This window comes from Natrinema salsiterrestre (assembly GCF_029502005.1).
GTDB lineage: Archaea > Halobacteriota > Halobacteria > Halobacteriales > Natrialbaceae > Natrinema > Natrinema salsiterrestre.
The window spans coordinates 40,619-56,627 of the sequence record NZ_JAMQOT010000001.1; the positions used below are offsets into that span (position 1 = coordinate 40,619).

General features: G+C 64.4%; 11 protein-coding genes. 6 read left to right on the forward strand and 5 right to left on the reverse strand.

Going from position 1 to position 16,009, the window contains the following annotated elements; translation table 11 throughout:
- Window positions 1-79 precede the first annotated feature (79 nt).
- Window positions 80-1,552, forward strand: coding sequence for a flippase (locus NDI89_RS00170; RefSeq protein ID WP_277519434.1), 1,473 nt, complete (start codon window positions 80-82; stop codon window positions 1,550-1,552).
- A 196-nt stretch (window positions 1,553-1,748) separates the two neighbouring features.
- A complete protein-coding gene (locus NDI89_RS00175; protein ID WP_277519435.1) occupies window positions 1,749-3,743 on the forward strand; it encodes a S8 family peptidase in 1,995 nt (664 codons plus the stop codon).
- A 7-nt stretch (window positions 3,744-3,750) separates the two neighbouring features.
- Here NDI89_RS00175 and NDI89_RS00180 read toward each other — a convergent pair whose 3' ends face one another.
- Window positions 3,751-5,064: a glycosyltransferase family 4 protein gene (locus NDI89_RS00180; protein ID WP_277519437.1), complete on the reverse strand. Its 1,314-nt coding sequence runs from the start codon at window positions 5,062-5,064 to the stop codon at window positions 3,751-3,753.
- A gap of 113 nt (window positions 5,065-5,177) precedes the next feature.
- On the opposite strand from NDI89_RS00180, the gene NDI89_RS00185 reads away from it, so the two are divergent.
- Both NDI89_RS00185 and NDI89_RS00190 read left to right on the forward strand, forming a co-directional pair.
- The gene (locus tag NDI89_RS00185) at window positions 5,178-6,239 is read left to right on the forward strand and encodes a GDP-mannose 4,6-dehydratase (protein ID WP_277519438.1); all 1,062 of its coding nucleotides are present in this window, start codon (window positions 5,178-5,180) and stop codon (window positions 6,237-6,239) included.
- Entirely contained in the window at window positions 6,236-7,183 is a 948-nt protein-coding gene (locus NDI89_RS00190; RefSeq protein ID WP_277519439.1) for a GDP-L-fucose synthase family protein, read from the forward strand. The genes NDI89_RS00185 and NDI89_RS00190 overlap by 4 nt, the downstream gene beginning before the upstream one ends.
- Before the next feature lie 46 nt (window positions 7,184-7,229).
- Here the strand turns inward: NDI89_RS00190 and NDI89_RS00195 are convergent, their stop codons facing one another.
- Window positions 7,230-8,372, reverse strand: a complete 1,143-nt coding sequence (locus NDI89_RS00195) for a glycosyltransferase family 4 protein (RefSeq protein WP_277519440.1) — start codon at window positions 8,370-8,372, stop codon at window positions 7,230-7,232.
- Window positions 8,373-8,485: 113 nt separating this feature from the next.
- Here NDI89_RS00195 and NDI89_RS00200 point away from each other — a divergent pair, with 113 nt between their 5' ends.
- Together NDI89_RS00200 and NDI89_RS00205 are read left to right on the forward strand one after the other, a co-directional pair.
- On the forward strand, window positions 8,486-9,679 hold the full coding sequence (locus NDI89_RS00200; protein ID WP_277519441.1) for a sulfatase-like hydrolase/transferase: 1,194 nt from the start codon (window positions 8,486-8,488) through the stop codon (window positions 9,677-9,679).
- Window positions 9,676-11,085: a sulfatase gene (locus NDI89_RS00205; RefSeq protein ID WP_277519442.1), complete on the forward strand. Its 1,410-nt coding sequence runs from the start codon at window positions 9,676-9,678 to the stop codon at window positions 11,083-11,085. Before NDI89_RS00200 ends, NDI89_RS00205 begins: the two co-directional genes overlap by 4 nt.
- A 111-nt stretch (window positions 11,086-11,196) precedes the next feature.
- Here the strand turns inward: NDI89_RS00205 and NDI89_RS00210 are convergent, their stop codons facing one another.
- The 3 genes from NDI89_RS00210 to NDI89_RS00220 all read right to left on the reverse strand — a co-directional run bounded on the left by NDI89_RS00210 (window position 11,197) and on the right by NDI89_RS00220 (window position 15,692).
- Window positions 11,197-12,030: an FkbM family methyltransferase gene (locus NDI89_RS00210; protein WP_277519444.1), complete on the reverse strand. Its 834-nt coding sequence runs from the start codon at window positions 12,028-12,030 to the stop codon at window positions 11,197-11,199.
- 185 nt (window positions 12,031-12,215) lie between these two features.
- Window positions 12,216-13,118, reverse strand: a complete 903-nt coding sequence (locus NDI89_RS00215) for a hypothetical protein (RefSeq protein WP_277519445.1) — start codon at window positions 13,116-13,118, stop codon at window positions 12,216-12,218.
- 117 nt (window positions 13,119-13,235) lie between these two features.
- Window positions 13,236-15,692 (reverse strand): MFS transporter, encoded by a 2,457-nt coding sequence (locus NDI89_RS00220; RefSeq protein WP_277519446.1) that lies wholly within the window; start codon window positions 15,690-15,692, stop codon window positions 13,236-13,238.
- Between the last annotated feature and the right edge of the window lie 317 nt (window positions 15,693-16,009).

A 16,009-nucleotide genomic window follows, 5' to 3' on the forward strand; every position in this document is an offset into this window, starting at 1 on the left:
CAGGGTGACACTTTTGCCACGCGGTACAGTCCCCACGTGACGAACTGTGATCTCCCGGGACTCGGTTATCGGGCAGTCGGTGCTACCCAATTCCGTATTCGTCCTCGTTAGCATCGCGCTGATCGGGCGGGTCATCGGAATGGGACTGCGGTATCTGTTGCAGTTCGTCATCGCGACCGGACTCGGTGCGAGCGCCGTCGGGCTCTTCGCGGTCGGGCTGGTGGCGGTCAAAATCGGCGCGCAGTTCGCGCGCGCCGGGCTTAACATGGCCGCGGAGAAGTACGTCTCTATCTACGAGTCCGAAGGGGATGACCCGAAGTTGACCGGGACGATCCTGTCCACATTTCTCTTTTCGGTCGTGTTCGGAACGGTGACGGTAATCGCGCTCAACCTCGGGCTCGAGGTGTTCGAGGGAGTGGTCGGCGACTACCGACCGACCGTCCGACGCATCTCGATCGGCGTTCCGCTGTTCGCGCTCATGATGATCGGCATCCACGCGACCAGGGGGTTCAAGGAAACGAAATATTCGGTCTATACGCGCGATTTCGGTCAATCGGGGATCGCACTCCTCCTCGCCGTCGTCTCGGTGGTCGTCTTCGAGAGCCTCGAGCTCGTGATCTACGGTTACGTTCTCTCGCTGGCGTTCGGGACCGGACTGGCCGTCTACTACATTTACCGATTGGGCGGATTCGAGGCGCTCCGAACCCCCGAGTTCCAGTCCCGGACGATCCTCGCGTATTCGCTCCCGCTTCTGTTCGCGGGCGTCTCGACGTATGCCGCGTCGTGGATCGACATCGTATTCCTCGGCGTATTCGTGACGCCCGCAGACGTCGGCGTCTACCAGATCGCGTTTCAGACGTCGATGTTACTGACCGTCCTCCTGCAGGCGGCGAACGTGATCGTGCCGAGCCTCGTCGCGGAAGCGTACAGCGACGGGGCCCGGACGTATCTCGACGGGTTGTACACGGCCGTCACGAAGTGGACGGCGTACCTGACGCTCCTCGTCGCCCTCTTCGTGATCGCGTTCGCGACGGATCTCCTGGCGCTGTTCGGCCCGGAGTTTACCCGAGGCGCGACAACGCTCACCGTTCTCGTCCTCGGGCAATCGGTTATTGCCATCACGGGTCCGTCGGGTGTCGTTCTGAAAATGACCGATTTCGAGCGACTGGAGCTGTACAACTCCGTCGGCATGGTCATCGCGAACGTCTCCCTGAACTACGTTCTCATCCAGTCGTACGGCATCCTCGGCGCCGCCGTCGCGACGGCAGTTTCCCTTTCGGCACTCAATCTCGCTCGGCTTCTCGAGACCAGGTACTTCGTCGGCGTCGTGCCCTACTCCAGGGCATACTGGAAGGGAGCCGTCGCGTTGCTCGGTCCGGGTATGTGGTTCCTACTGGCCGCGGAGCTCTCGAACGGGATCGTCACGATGGTCGGATCGGGACTCGTCGGCGCCCTCGCGTTTGCGGTGACGATCTACACGCTCGGACTCGAGGACGACGACCGGCTGCTCGTCGAAGCGATCGAGACCGATTCGAGCGATATCGAACGCTAACAGCAGTTTCGGCCGTTACGCTGTGGGTGTAGATGGAACGGCGTGGACTCCGTTTTCGATGGCGACGATACCGGCGGGAATCTCGAGTCGGTGTCGGCCGGAGACACGAACCCGCCGGAGAACACGGAGGTATGACCGACCTACCGAACCGAAAAGTGCCAGTAGTAATTACCTCTCTCGTGAGTGTAACGCGAGGATGCCATTCAGAAATTCCGACCGGACGAGACGAGAAGTCCTCGCGAACGGTGCCGCTGTCGGACCGATCGGTATCGTTCTCAGATCTGACGACGGAGAGACGGAATCGAACACGGATCGGCGGAGCAAGGTACCCATTCCCGAAGGATCGGCGGATCACCTGAACCCGGACCGCCACATCGTCGGGACGAAGTCGGCGTCGGTCGCGAAACGTGTTCAGAAACGAGCGAAATCGGTCCGGCGGATCCTCGATTTCGGACGGCGGGGAGACGGCGTCGTCGGCCGATTCGATGCCGAGGACCTGGACGAGATACGGGGGATGTCGGGCGTTCGCTACGTCGAGCGGGACGGCACGGTGCGTGCGCTTCAACAACGCGTCCCCTGGGGAATCTCCCGAATAGGCGCGAGAGACGCTCACAGCGGTAGTATAGTCGGGTACGGTGCGAACGTGTCCGTGATCGACACCGGGATCGACGCCGACCACCCGGACCTCCGGGAGAATCTCGGCGTCGGAAACGCGATCGTCCAGTGTTCGGGCTCGTGTGCAGAACCCTGGGACGACGACAACGGCCACGGGACCCACGTCGCGGGCACCGTGGGTGCGTTCAACAACGACATCGGCGTCGTCGGCGTCGCCCCGCGAGCGACGCTCCACGCCGTCAAGGCACTGGACGAGCAAGGGGGCGGGACGATATCTGGGATCGCCGAGGCCATCACCTGGACGGCCGATCAGGGATACGACGTCGCCAACCTGAGCCTCGGGACACCGTCGTCCGCGGAAGTGCTCGCAGATGCCTGTTCGTACGCGTACGAGGAAGGGGTGCTCCTCGTCGCCGCGGCCGGCAACGATTCCCGCGGGCCCGTCAACTATCCCGCCGCCTACGAGACCGTGATCGCGGTCAGTTCGACGACGCGGTCGGACTCACTCTCCTCGTTTTCCAACGTCGGCCCGGAGATCGAACTCGCCGCGCCCGGATCGGAGATCGAATCGACCATCCCCGGCGGCTACGACACGTTCTCGGGAACCTCGATGGCGACACCGCACGTCGCCGGCACCGGCGCACTGCTGATGGGGCACGGCGACTCCAACGTCCGGGCTCGCAACCGGCTGCGAAACACCGCCGAAGACATCGGTCTCTCGAGCGAGGAGCAGGGCAACGGACTGGTAAACGCCGACGCAGCAGTGCACGCGGCGAGCGTCGGTGAACTCGGCTCCGTCACCACGAACCAACCGGACGGGGAGACGTGGTTCACCGTCTCCCTGGAGGGCCGGTACGACGATCCCGTCGTAATCATGAGCCCGGTCTCGACGAATCTCGGTGCACCCGTCCACACGCGCGTTCGGAACGTGACCGGCAACAGCTTCGAGTTCCAGCTCGAGAAATGGCGGTACCTCGACGACAGCCATCCCACCGAACGGGTCTCCTATCTGGTCGTCGAGTCGGGAACGCACACGTTCCGGAACGGCCGTCTGCTACAGGCGGGGCGGACGGCCGTGAATGACGGGTTCCGGCAAGTCGATTTCCCCCAGCAATTCAGTGCACCGCCGGTCGTCTTCACGCAGTCACAGACGGTCAACGGCTCGGATCCGATCGTCACGCGCCAGCGGCAGACGAGTCGGAGCGGGTTCGAGGTTCGCCTGCAAGAAGAGGAGGCCCTCGGGCCGCACGTGAACGAGGCCGTCGGCTGGATCGCGCTCCTGCCGTACGTCGGACAGACCGACAGCGGGATTCCGTTCGAGGTCCGCCGGACGCAGCGGGAGATCACGCATCGCTGGCACCGGACCTCGTTCACTCGCGGGTACAGTTCGAATCCGGTCTTCGTCGGAACTGTGCAGACGTTCGTCGACGCCGATCCGATCGAACTCCGATATCGGAACCTGACCGACGACGGCGTCGAGCTCCGCGTCGTGGAGGACCGAAGCGTCGAGTTCGATCCGGCCCACGGCAGGGAACGCGTCGGGTACGTCGTCGCGAGACGGGGCGGCTTGCTGTGACGCTCGGCTACGGGTTGGACTGCCGCGGCTCCGCATCCGCTTCCGTCTCGAGCCCGCGGTCCGGTTCCGCACCGCGATCCGGGACGAGCGCTCGGACGACGTCGCGATACGCCTCGACCGCGATCTCCCTGGTGTACCGCGAGTCGAAGACCGCTCGCGCCGCCTCGCCCATCTCGTCGACGCGGTCGGGATTGGCGAGCCAGAAGCGAACGGCGTCCTCGATCCCGTCCGCGTCACCCGGGTCGACGCGAACGCCGCAGTCGGTTCGCTCGACGACCCGGCCGATTTCGGAGTCCGCGGTCGCGACGGCGAGGATCGCCTGCCCGCTCGCGAGTGCGGTGTAGAACTTGCTGGGAACGCACAGCCCCTCGACCGAGCGGTCCATCGTGACGAGGGCGACGTCGCCGCTCGTGAGCGACCGCGGCAGCACCGACTCGGGCTGGTACGGGAGGAACGTGACCGACTCGAGGTCGTACTCCCGAGCCAGGTCTCGCAATCGTTCTTTCTTCCCGCCGTCGCCGATGAACGAGAACCGAACCGGGTCGGTGTCGGCGTCTTCGAGCGCCGCTGCGGCCTCGACGGCGCTCTCGAGTTCGTGATGGTGACCGAGGTTCCCCGAGTACAGGACGGTGAGTTGCTCGTCGAAGCCGTGTCGCCGCGCGAACTCGTTGTCCGACTTCGCCCGCGGCCGGATGAACTCGCCGTCCTCCCAGTTGTGGATGACCCGGACCGGGATCGGTCCGTACTCCGACTGGAGGCGTTCCGCCATGGTCTCGCCGATCGCGATCGTCACGGACGCGCGGCGATAGGCGCGGCGGTTGAACCAGTCCCAGACGTGACGAACGGGGCTGTCGGCGTCGATGTACTCGAGTGCGACCGCCATGGGCGGATAGAGGTCCATCACGACCGGAACGGGTCGGTAGCCCCGCCACCGGAGCGGCAACCCGGCGATGGGGAGGAACGTCGGCGTGGTCAGGAGGAAGGCGACGTCTCCGCGCCGACGGACGAGGAGGTAGGCGAGCGCCGTCAGGAAGAACGTGAGTTCGTTGAGCATCCGTTTCACGGTTCCCTCGGTTCGATCGAATCGGGTGGCGGGGAGCCGCCTGATGTCGACGCCGTCGACGGTCTCGGTCGTCGGCACCGTCGCCTGCCGGTCTTCCGTCGTGTACGACGGATCGGTCGTCACGACGGAGACGTCGACGCCCCGTTCGGCCAGCCCGGTTGCGAGCTCGGTCAGGACCGTCGCATTGGCTGACGTATCGGGCCGGTAGTACTGGGAGACGAAGACGACGGACGGCTCGGACGTGGCCGATTTCGGCATGCAGATGCGGTATCACACGTGGGGAGTAAGTCGTTGGGACGCGTACGGGACCGGGAATGTAACGAGACGCCACCTATGCAACGGTTATAACCTATGGTGTTGTTTCCCCGTCCATGGAGCCCTCCAAGCGGTTGACCCAACGGCCCGTGTTCGTAACCGGTGCGGACGGATTCGTCGGTTCACACCTCGTCGAGCGACTCGTCGAGCTCGACGCGGACGTCCACGCGCTCGTCCGCGCCACGTCCAGCGGCGAACTCAAGAACATCCGCCGCCACGGCGACGACATCACGGTCCACCGCGGCGATCTCCGCGACAAACACTCCGTCGAACGGGCGCTCCGTCCGCTTTCCGACCACGGCGACTCGCTGATATTCCATCTCGGTGCGCAGGCTCACGTCGGCGAGTCGTGGGAACGGCCGTACGAGACGGTCGATACGAACGTCAACGGGACGCTCAACCTCCTCCAGTCGATCGTCGACCTCGATCTCGACATCGCGAAGTTCGACATGGCCGGGACCAGCGAGGAGTACGGGAACATGAACGACGAAATGGTCGAGAAATACGAGTTCGACGGCGACGACCGCGTTCTCCTCAGCGAACGATCGCCGGTCAATCCGACGAGCATCTACGCGACGTCGAAGCTGGCGAGTGACTTCCTGACGATGAACTACCACGACGCCTACGGACTGCCGACCGTGACGACCCGGATGTTCAACAACTACGGCCCGAGGCAGAATCCCCGGTACATCACCGGCACGATCATCACGCAGGCGCTCGAGCGGGACGTCGTCGAACTCGGCAATCTAACTCCCAAACGCGACATGTGCTACGTCAGCGACGGTGTCCGCGGTCACCTGCACGTCGCGCTCGAGGGCAATCCCGGCGAACAGTACGTGTACGGATACGGCGAGAACGTGTCGATGCGGGAGTGGACGGAGACGATCCTCGAGGTCGGCGTCGAGGAGGGGTACTGGGAACCGACCGACATCGTGCAGTCGGAAGAGCGGTTCCGACCCGGGGACAGCGACGTCGAGGAACTGCTCGTCGGGTACGAGAAGCTCCACGAAGAGACCGGCTGGAAACCCACCGTCTCCTGGCGCGAGGGCATCCGTCGGACGATCGACTGGTACGCGAACAACCGCCGCAGCTGGTACGGACGGGTCGATTGGCGATGACGACGTACTGGGACGACACGACCGTTATGGTGACCGGTGGCGCGGGGTTCCTCGGCAGCCACCTCGTCGAGGAACTGCGATCGCGATCGGCTGACGTGGCGATCTTCGTCCCCCGGAGCAGCGAGTACGATCTCCGGCGGCGACCCGCGATCGACCGCGCGCTCGAGGACGCCGATCCCGACGTCGTCATCCACCTCGCGGCGTCCGTCGGCGGGATCGGTGCCAACAGGGACAACCCCGGTCGCTACTTCTACGACAACGCGGTGATGGGGATCGAACTGATCGAGGCCGCCCGCCAGTACGGCGTCGAGAAGGCCACGATCCTCGGCACGATCTGTGCGTACCCGAAGCACGCACCCGTTCCGTTCAGCGAGGAGGATCTCTTCGAGGGGTACCCCGAAGAGACGAACGCTCCCTACGGCATCGCGAAGAAGGCGCTGCTGACCCAGTCGCGGGCCTACCGGAAACAGTGGGGGTTCGACAGCATCTACCTCCTGCCGGTGAACCTGTACGGCCCGCGGGACGATTTCGACCTCGAGTCCGCCCACGTGATTCCGGCGATCGTCCGCAAGTGCATCGAGGCCCGCGAGCGCGGCGACGACGCGATCACGGCGTGGGGAACCGGCGAGCCGACCCGGGAATTCCTCTTCGTCACGGACGCCGCCGAGGGGATTCTGGACGCGACCGAGCGATACGACTCTTCGGACCCGGTCAACCTCGGGAGCGGCGAGGAGATCAGCATCCGGACGCTGGTCGAGACCATCGCGGCGGAGACGGGCTTCGAAGGCGATATTGAGTGGGACACCTCGAAACCCGACGGCCAGCCGCGGCGGAGACTCGACACGTCCCGCGCGGCGGAGCGGTTCGGCTGGACGGCCTCGACGTCGTTTCGGGAGGGCCTCCGGGAGACGATCCGGTGGTACGAACGGTTCCGGAACGGATAGTCGCCTGACCGGGAAGAGCCGAAGATCGTTCGCAGACAAGAGCCAGTCATCCCCCTGCGAGTTCGGTATACAACCCGTCGATCTCGTCGAAATAGGCCTCCGGATCGAACCGTGCAGCCGAGCGCCGTCGCGCCTCGCGCCCGAGTCGGTCCCGGAGCGTTGAATCGCCCGCGAGATCGCGGAGTCGTTCGACGACCGTCCCGATATCGCCCGTCTTCGCGACGAGATAGCCGGTCTCGCCGTCGTCGATCTGTTCCGGAATTCCGCCGCTTTGCGAGCCGATCACCGGCAACCCGGCCGCCATCCCTTCCAGTACGACGCCCGGGAACGGGTCCTCGTGCCTCGGGAGGTGAACCAGCACGTCCGCGGCACCGAGTACCTCGGGGAGGTCCTCGTAAAACCCCGTCAGGGTCACGTTTTCCAGCTCTCGGACCCGCCGCTCGAGCGCCCGCGCGTACGCCTCGTGTCCCTCCACGGTTCCGCCGACCACCGCGAACTCGAGGTCCTCATCGCGCAGCCTCCTTGCCGCGTCCAGCAGCCGATCCTGCCCCTTGTCGCGGATGAGCTTCGAGACGCATACCGCGAGGGGCGCGTCCTCGTCGATACCGAACTCGGATCTGAACGCGGTACCAGCCGGGAGGTCACTGAACCGGTCCGGTGACGGCAGCCCGTCGTGGAGAACCTCGATATTCGATTCGTAGCCGACGGTTCGAAACATCACGTCCGCCGTTCGATGTGAGACGCAGACGACCCGATCGCTCAAATGGGCTCCCATCGCACCGAACGCTTTTCGCAAGTGATAGGGATTCAAACACATCCGAACGTGGCCGATCGTTCGGCTCTGGCTCGTCGTGCCGGCGAGCAACGCGGACGGATACCTGAGCTCGTTCACGTGGACGAGATCGACGCTCTCGGTCCGAATCAGTCGGCGCAACCGACGGACGTTCTCGAGGACGCGAAACGGATACTGTAACTGATCGATAGCCGGACGACGGCTGATCGGGTCGCCCTCGAGAACGTACGTCGGAATCCCCGCCTCCGCGTACCACGCCGCGATCCCGTCCGTTCCCGGAACCACGGCGATAGTGTCGTGACCGTACTCGCGCATCCGGTCGGCCAGCCGGTACATCCACTGGGCCGCACCGCTGTGGATCTGCGTGGAGGTGCCGTAGTACAGGACGGTAGCCATTGGCAGTAACCGAACGTATCGGCTCGTAAAACAGTACGGTTTTGGATATGATATTTTCAAACCACAAAAAAGTATAACAGCGGGGTCGTGGACGACAGTTCCATAGCGAAACCATGGGAGAGCCACTATCATCGCTGGACGTGTCCAACGTCTTCGTCTACGTCGGCGATGCAGTCCGCTGGGATCACACTCCTCGATCGGTACTGGATCGCGGACTCTCGTCGAAATCGATCGCCGCGTCGACGCACAGCCCGACGTCGTTCGCGTCGCTCGTCACCGGTCTCCATCCGCCCCGACACGGCGTCGACGACTTCACGAACCGGCTGGCCGACGAGACCTACCGCCTGTTCGACGTACCGGGATACGAGACCCGATTCGTCAACTCCGTCCGAGACACGCCGGCGGGGACCGACACCGATCCGATCTTCTCGGTTCTCGACGTCCGGCCGCCGGCCGTCGACGAGCCGTTTCGGGACATCGAGGAACCGTTCGTACTCATGGAACGCGGCCCTGGTGGGCACGCGCCCTACGGCGACTTCGACGGCAGCGCCTGGGACTACTTCGAACGACGCGGTGCCCAGCCCGCCAGTGCGTATCGCGAGGAGTACGCCCGGTCCGTCGACCGCGACGCCGCCCTGTTCGCCGAGCGCCTCGAGGACCTGGCCGATCGCGGCCTCCGGGAGGACACGCTCGTCGTCTACACCGCCGACCACGGCGAGCTGCTCGGCGAACTCGGGCTGCTCGGCCACAACGGCCCGATGCATCCGGCCCTCGTCGAGGTTCCCGCGGTGTTCGTCCATCCGGACCTCTCGACAGGTCGGCTGACCAACGGCGTGGTCAGGCACGTCGATCTGCTTCCGACGGTGCTCGACTGCCTCGACGAGAGCGGCGGTCCGACGGACGGCACGAGTATCGCGTCCGGACCGGCACGCGATCGCGGGCTCTCTTTTTATCGCTCGTCACTGCCGACCGGACCGATCGCGGGATTTAGCGGAGCGCTCGCCTACGACGGCGTGTGGGAACTCGACGGCGGCCACGTTTTCGCTCGCACGCCGACGCACGAACGGCTCGCGGCAGTGCTGGGGACGCTCTCGAAGAGCCCGAAGCGGTCCTATCTGCGCGCGAACCTCTCGAAGGCGATCGGCGCGTACGCTGCCGGCCACCGAACCTACGGTAGGCCGTCGATAGACGCCGACGATGCCCGAACGCTCGTCGCGGAGACGCGTCGCGGAGAATCGAGCGGGCGTCAGATCGAGCTCTCCGAGGACCAGCGCACTCACCTCGAGGACTTGGGGTATCTCTCATGAGCACCACGAGCGACGGCTACAACGTGATCCTCGTCGTTCTGGACACGGTTCGGGCGTGCCAGCTCGGACTGTACGGCCGCGAGCGCGATCCGATGCCGACCCTCTCCCGGTTCGGTGACGACGCGACGGTATTCGACCGGGCCTACACGAACGCCCCGTGGACGATGCCGGCTCACGCGTCGCTGTTCACCGGGAAGATTCCGTCGGAACACGGCTGTCACGGCGGGTCGCTCGGATTCACCACCGACCACGAGGCGCTCGCGGAGACCTTCTCGGAACGCGGGTATCGGACGTACGGGCTCAGCAACAACGTCTGGATCAGCGATCACTTCCGGTTCGATACCGGATTCGACGAGTTCTACAAGGAGTGGCAGCTGTTCAGACAGTCTCGGGAGATCGGACACACGCTGAAGGGAGCGGACACCTCGAAGCGAGACGTACTCGAAACGCTCGCTCGAGGAAACCCGCTCGTCAACGTTCTCAACGGGCTGTACGGAAAGTACCTGTATCGGCGCACCGACTTCGGCGGGGCACGGACGACGAACCACGTCGCAAGGTTGCTCGAGGACCGCACCGAGCCGTTCTTCCTGTTCGTCAATTACATGGAGGGGCACGCGCCGTTCGTCGAGCACGACTGTTCGGAGCGGTTCCTCCCGAACGACCTCGAGGACGCCTCGCGATACACCGCCCTCAGCGGGAACAGCCTCGACTACCACACCGGGCGAACGGAGATTTCGGATTCGGCGTTCGAGCGCATCGAATCGCTGTACGACGGCGAACTCGCGTACCTCGACCGGCGCCTCGGACAGCTATTCGAAACGTTGCGTGCTCGAGGGTTGTTGTCGGAGTCGATCGTCGTGGTTGTCGGCGATCACGGGGAGAACGTCGGCGATCACGGGCTCATGGCACACCGGTTTTCCGTCCACGATACGCTGTTGCACGTCCCGCTCGTCGTTCGACACCCGGACGACGGACGCGGGGAGCGCGTCGAGGAGCTGGTCGATTTCACCGATCTCCACCGCTGGCTGGTGACCGTCCCGACGGGGCCGGCGGATCCGACGAGGATTCCGTCCGACGATCCCGTCGTCGCGGAATATCTGTCGACGACGTACACGCCGGAGGCACAGGACGACGCGTTCGACTTCGCCGGAAGCGACTACGATCGTCGCTTACAGGCCGTCCTCACGTCGGAGCACAAGCTCACCGTTGCCGACGACGGTGAGACGGCGCTGTACGCGTACGACGGCGGTCCGGACTTCGAACGAGACGGGGATCGGATTTCCGACGCTGCCGTCGAGTCCCGTCTCCGGGACCACTGTCCGGGATTCGAGGAAGCGTCCACCGCGAGTATCGACGAACGCGAGGCCGTCGAAGACCATCTCAAAAAGCTCGGATACATGGACTGACGTCTTCGACGAGTGAGCCTCACGGGCGTGACGTGACGATCGAGTCAATCGATAGGGACCTCTGAACGGGCGTACAGCCCTGGCAGCGGTCTGTGGTCGGACCGGCGCGCTTCACGACCGCTGTCGTGCGAAAACGATACCGTCGTCGGTGGCGGTCGCGTATCCGCGATCCTCCAGGATCGTTCTGACGTCCTCGACGGTCGACGTCCCGCGTCGCTCGGGGCGACTGTCGACGGCGAGCTTCCGGATCCCGATCCCGCTTGTCCCCGCCAACACTTCCGGTTCCGCGCCCTCGGCATCGAGCTTCAGGAAGTCGATCTCGTCGAGACCACGTTCGGACGCGAGGGCGTCGAGACGATCCGCGGGGACCGGCACGCGGCGGCCCGTCGCCTCGTCGTCGACGTCGATCAGCGAGTGATCGCTCGCGTCGGCTCCGAGGCGTAACTGGAGGGGTTTCGACTCGCTCCAGAGCGCCCCGTGTATCGCAGTGACGTTGGAGAGGCGGCTCGTGTTGAGCTTCAGCGCGTGAAGCGTCGCGGGACTGGGTTCGATAGCGAGGACCCTCGCGGCCGTGCTCGCCGCTCCCCGCGTGAACGCGCCGACGAACGCCCCCGCGTCGACCACCGTATCGTCGGGTTCGATTTCGACGACCCCCTCGAGCGTGTACTTCGAAATCATGTTGTCCGCGTACCCCTGACTCACCTGCCGATACTGGCCGGCGTGTGGACAGCGCGGAAAGTGGTACACGTCGCCGGTCGAACCGTTCGCCGCCACCCACGTCTCCCCCGCGGGCGTGATACGAACGAAATCGTGAGCGGGACTCAGTCGGTGAAGGACCATCTCGTACGGGATCGCCACCGAGGTCGGAAACCGCACCCCTCCCTTCGAAAGCGCTTCCGTCACTCCGTCTCGGCGGATGGTATCGATCGCGTTGGCGGTAGCCATAACCATCCACATCACAGCCGAGTACTTACCTTTTCCACACGGTTGCACGGGAGAGACGTGAAGGCCACCCGTAACTCGTCCGGACGACATCCCCGTCCTCGAGAAATGTCCGGACGAGTCGTCGAGGACCCGAGTAACCACCGTCTTTCCTGACTCAACCTGTCGATGCCGGAACGAACGCGGCGTCACATGTATCCTAACTGTTCCAGACGCGTCTCGACGGCGACCGAGTCGTAATCGTCGTCGGTCCGTTCCGGCGGTTCCGAGACGATCGTCCGCCGCGGCTCGCTCTCACAGACCATCCACGGAACGTCGACCAGTTTCGGATGGTAGACGCGCGTCGGATGGCCGTAATGTTTCACGGCGGCCGGAAAGACGCGCTCGCCCGCCATATTGCCGTGGTCGGACGAAATGACCGCCTTCCCGTCGAGTTCGTCGGCGAGCGGTATCGCCTCGTCCAGGACGAGCTCGAGGTTTTCGATGAAACACCGCCAGAGCAGCTCGTCGTCGACCCGTTCGGTCCCCCGCATCACGTGATACCACAGCGCTTGCTGTGGTTCCGGGAGCTCGCGAGCGCTCGGACCGAGAAACGGAAGATGGGGTTGCAGAAAGTGGGCGAGGATTCGCTTGTTGGGGTACTCCGCTGCTGCGGTCCGTGTCACGGACGCCATCGCCTCGGGCGGCACCGTATCCAGGTCGTCGTCCCAGTGGGTTCGCCACACGTCGTACGTCGCGTGAAATTCGACGTCGAGATCGTCGAAGTGATTGACGAACTGCGGGTTTCCAGCGAGGTACACCACGTCGTAGAGCTCTCGCCCGTCGAAATTCGCTTTCAGCCACTCGGACGTGGCGGATCCTCGAGACGTTCGCCTTTCGATGCGGGCGTCGGGTCCGACGACCTCTCGAAACATATCGTAGCGACAGGCGTCCAGTATGAGGAGATGATCCCAATCTGCCTCGATGACGTCGATTCCGTCGGGGCAGTGTGGTCGGGACCACGCGCGCGAATAATAGAGTTGATTCAGCTTTCTCGCGACGAGCGAGGGGCTCCGGATCCCGCGTAGTAGCTTCCGCACTGATTCCCTCATGGCCGCCTAGTCAGGGAGCGAGTCCAAATATTATTTCTATCGTACAGATAACTTATCAACGGCGGTTGGAATACCGTCACCACCGGGTGTCCGAACGGATACCGATTTCCATCGATATCAGTCCGGACGGATGACATCGCCGTTTTCGACGGCCGCCCTCGAAACATCGACCTCGGTTTCGCCTACCGTGTATTCACCCGGGTACGGGACCGTCGCGACTACTCGACCGTCCGAATCCGGCGTGACGGTTCGCTCGTACGGAATCGCCTCACCCGAGACGACGACCTCGGTTTCGATCGCGACCGTCTCGTTCGGGTCCGTCACGTCGGGCTGGTTCTCGATAATCGTCGCACCCGGAACGACCGCAAACGCCGTCACCTCGTCGTCGACGAACACCGCCCGATAGTGCTCGAGTGGGGGTCCGTCCTCGCCGCCGGCACCGAGCTCGTCGTGAAGCCGTGCGTACGTGCTCGTCGCGTCGTACTCGTTCGAGTCGGTTACGACGACGTAGCCGACGTCGGTGTTGTTGAACTGGTGGTACCAGCCGTCCGGATCGTCGCCCGCTCGGAACTCGCCGAAGTTCTGCCGGGCGTACGAGTACCGCTCCGCCCCACCGTTGACGAAATAGTTGTACATGCGGTTGTCGCCCCAGTGACTCAGGACGTACGTCTCCGGGCTCTCGCGGCCGACGTCTTCCGCGTGGTCGTCGATGGCCATCGCGGCATCGAACTGCGCGTCGCTGTGGGTCGTCTGGGCGAGCATCGACGGCACGAAAAAGAGGTTCAGGCCACAGACTAACAGTCCGATCCAGAGCAACGCGACGAGCGTCCGGGTGTCGGTCGGGACGACGATACTCGGAACGGACCGTTCACCACCGTCTGCGGCGGTTCCACGTCCTTCCCCACGGTTCTCGAGCCCGCTCTCGTCGCCGTCCCGAAAGAGCGCCGGTTCCCTGACGAGGTCGGCCCACGCGAGGAGCCACACGAACCCGAGCCCGCCGAGTACGGACAGCGGTATCGCCAGTTGCGCCGCGAACCGACCCTGAATCGCCGCCAGCGCGAGCCAGAACGCGCCGTAGACGGCGAGTAACAGCCATCTGGGTTCGTATCGCCGGTACGCGGCCCAGCAGGCCCATCCGAGAACCAGGATCCCGAGATAAAACCCGAGACCGAACTGCGACAGCGGTCCGAAGACGACCCCGTTTTCCAGCGCGAGTATCGATTTCGTCTCCGCCATCCCCTCCCTGTAGAAGAGTTCACCAGCGCGTTGCGCGAGTCGTGCCCAGGTGTCCGGACGGAGGGAGCGGAAGGCGACGAGCGCAACGCCGGCGACGAGCGCTTCGGATCCGAGAAGGCCTATCGCGGGCCACTCGAGGCGTCGCCACAACTCCCCCAGACCGACGACGTTTACGGCACCCGCTACGACGAGCAGGGAGACGGCCGACGTGAGGGGTTCGTGCCACCCCCAGTGGACGTGCATGGCGACGATGAGCGCGCCGCCGAGTCCGATCCCGGCCAGAAGCGGACCGTTCGTCAGGAGGGGTGAGAGGCCGGCCCGGATGTCGGCGATGACCTTCAGTCCGATGTATCCCGCGACGGGAACGAGCAATAGTATCGACCCGCCCCACGCGTGCACCGAGACGGCGAGTGCGATCCCCAACGCACCGGCGGCGACCCACGTCGCCGGTTCGCGGCGGTGAGCGCGAGTGGCCGTTTCCGGCGTCGCATCCCGATCGAACCGCCGCTGGAAGTCCACGGCGAGCCACGCAAGCGCGAGCAGCGTCACTCCCATGAAGACGTACTGGTAGAGGCGGTGTTCGAGAAATCCGAGCCCCGTGTAAACGGCGTGAACCGGGGTGAGTGCGAGCATCACCACTGCTGCGATCCCGACTCGGACGTCGTCCGTAACGACGACCGTCAGCCAGTAGACGACGGCGCCGAGGGCGACCGCCATGACGACCGGCAGCCACACGGCTACCGTGTTCGCCGCCCACTGATCGCCGCCGAGCAACGCGGCGGCGAACCAGTTCGCGGCGTGGGTAAACGGCCGGAGTTCGGCTGCACCCTCCGGCAGATTCGTCACGACGCTCCAGTCCGTCGGATCGCTCGATTCGGCGAGCAGTTCCTCCAGCCAGTACCGGTAGTAATAGGGATCGTTGGCCGGCGATACGACGTGATCACCGCGAACAACCGACCGATAGTTCAGGGATCGCATTACGAATACCAGTACCAACGCTCCGACGAGGCCGACGGCGGCACGCGGATCGAACGCGATGGGAACCGACAGGTCGAATCCGGACGCCGATCGGTCCTCGGACACGGGCTCGCCGTCGAGCCCCGCTCGGACGCCGCGACGACTCGCGACGCGATATTCGTCGCCGACCGCCGTCACGATCCCTCGTGAAACGAGTTCGCCGAACGTTCCCGAATCGAGCGGGAGATCGTCGAAGCACCAGGTGTCGCGCTCGGCGTCCACCTCGAGAACGGTTTCGAGAGCGCGCTCGCCGCTTTCGTACTCCTCACAGAAGGTCGCTGTCGCGTCGGCCACTGTGGCGGGATCCGGTTCGTCAGCCATCGAGACCGCTATCGATGGTCTGGTAAATAAAAGGAGAACACAGCCATCAATCCGGGAACAGGTTAGGTAATACCTATCGGTTATTCGGTCGCTCGCGAAGGGAGTGTTCCGCCGTGATGGTGGATCGGTACCGGCCGCAGCCACCGGATACAACGGCGTTCACACGTGTATCGCTGGGGGTCGAGTGGCGATGATCCCGGATGGAGCGAGACCGTTTTCGATTCCCCAGTTCGGGTATTCCGTCACACCAGTCTCATTCGGGACGCAACTCACTCGAGTTCGTACCGACGTCGACTCACTGTAGTCGTTACTGGAGT

Bases quoted from the DNA above. Each gene is read 5' to 3' on its own strand.
- NDI89_RS00175 (WP_277519435.1), top strand. From the start codon at position 1,749: ATGCCATTCAGAAATTCCGACCGGACGAGACGAGAAGTCCTCGCGAAC.
- NDI89_RS00180 (WP_277519437.1), bottom strand. From the start codon at position 5,064: ATGCCGAAATCGGCCACGTCCGAGCCGTCCGTCGTCTTCGTCTCCCAG.
- NDI89_RS00185 (WP_277519438.1), top strand. From the start codon at position 5,178: ATGGAGCCCTCCAAGCGGTTGACCCAACGGCCCGTGTTCGTAACCGGT.
- NDI89_RS00190 (WP_277519439.1), top strand. From the start codon at position 6,236: ATGACGACGTACTGGGACGACACGACCGTTATGGTGACCGGTGGCGCG.
- NDI89_RS00195 (WP_277519440.1), bottom strand. From the start codon at position 8,372: ATGGCTACCGTCCTGTACTACGGCACCTCCACGCAGATCCACAGCGGT.
- NDI89_RS00200 (WP_277519441.1), top strand. From the start codon at position 8,486: ATGGGAGAGCCACTATCATCGCTGGACGTGTCCAACGTCTTCGTCTAC.
- NDI89_RS00205 (WP_277519442.1), top strand. From the start codon at position 9,676: ATGAGCACCACGAGCGACGGCTACAACGTGATCCTCGTCGTTCTGGAC.
- NDI89_RS00210 (WP_277519444.1), bottom strand. From the start codon at position 12,030: ATGGCTACCGCCAACGCGATCGATACCATCCGCCGAGACGGAGTGACG.
- NDI89_RS00215 (WP_277519445.1), bottom strand. From the start codon at position 13,118: ATGAGGGAATCAGTGCGGAAGCTACTACGCGGGATCCGGAGCCCCTCG.
- NDI89_RS00220 (WP_277519446.1), bottom strand. From the start codon at position 15,692: ATGGCTGACGAACCGGATCCCGCCACAGTGGCCGACGCGACAGCGACC.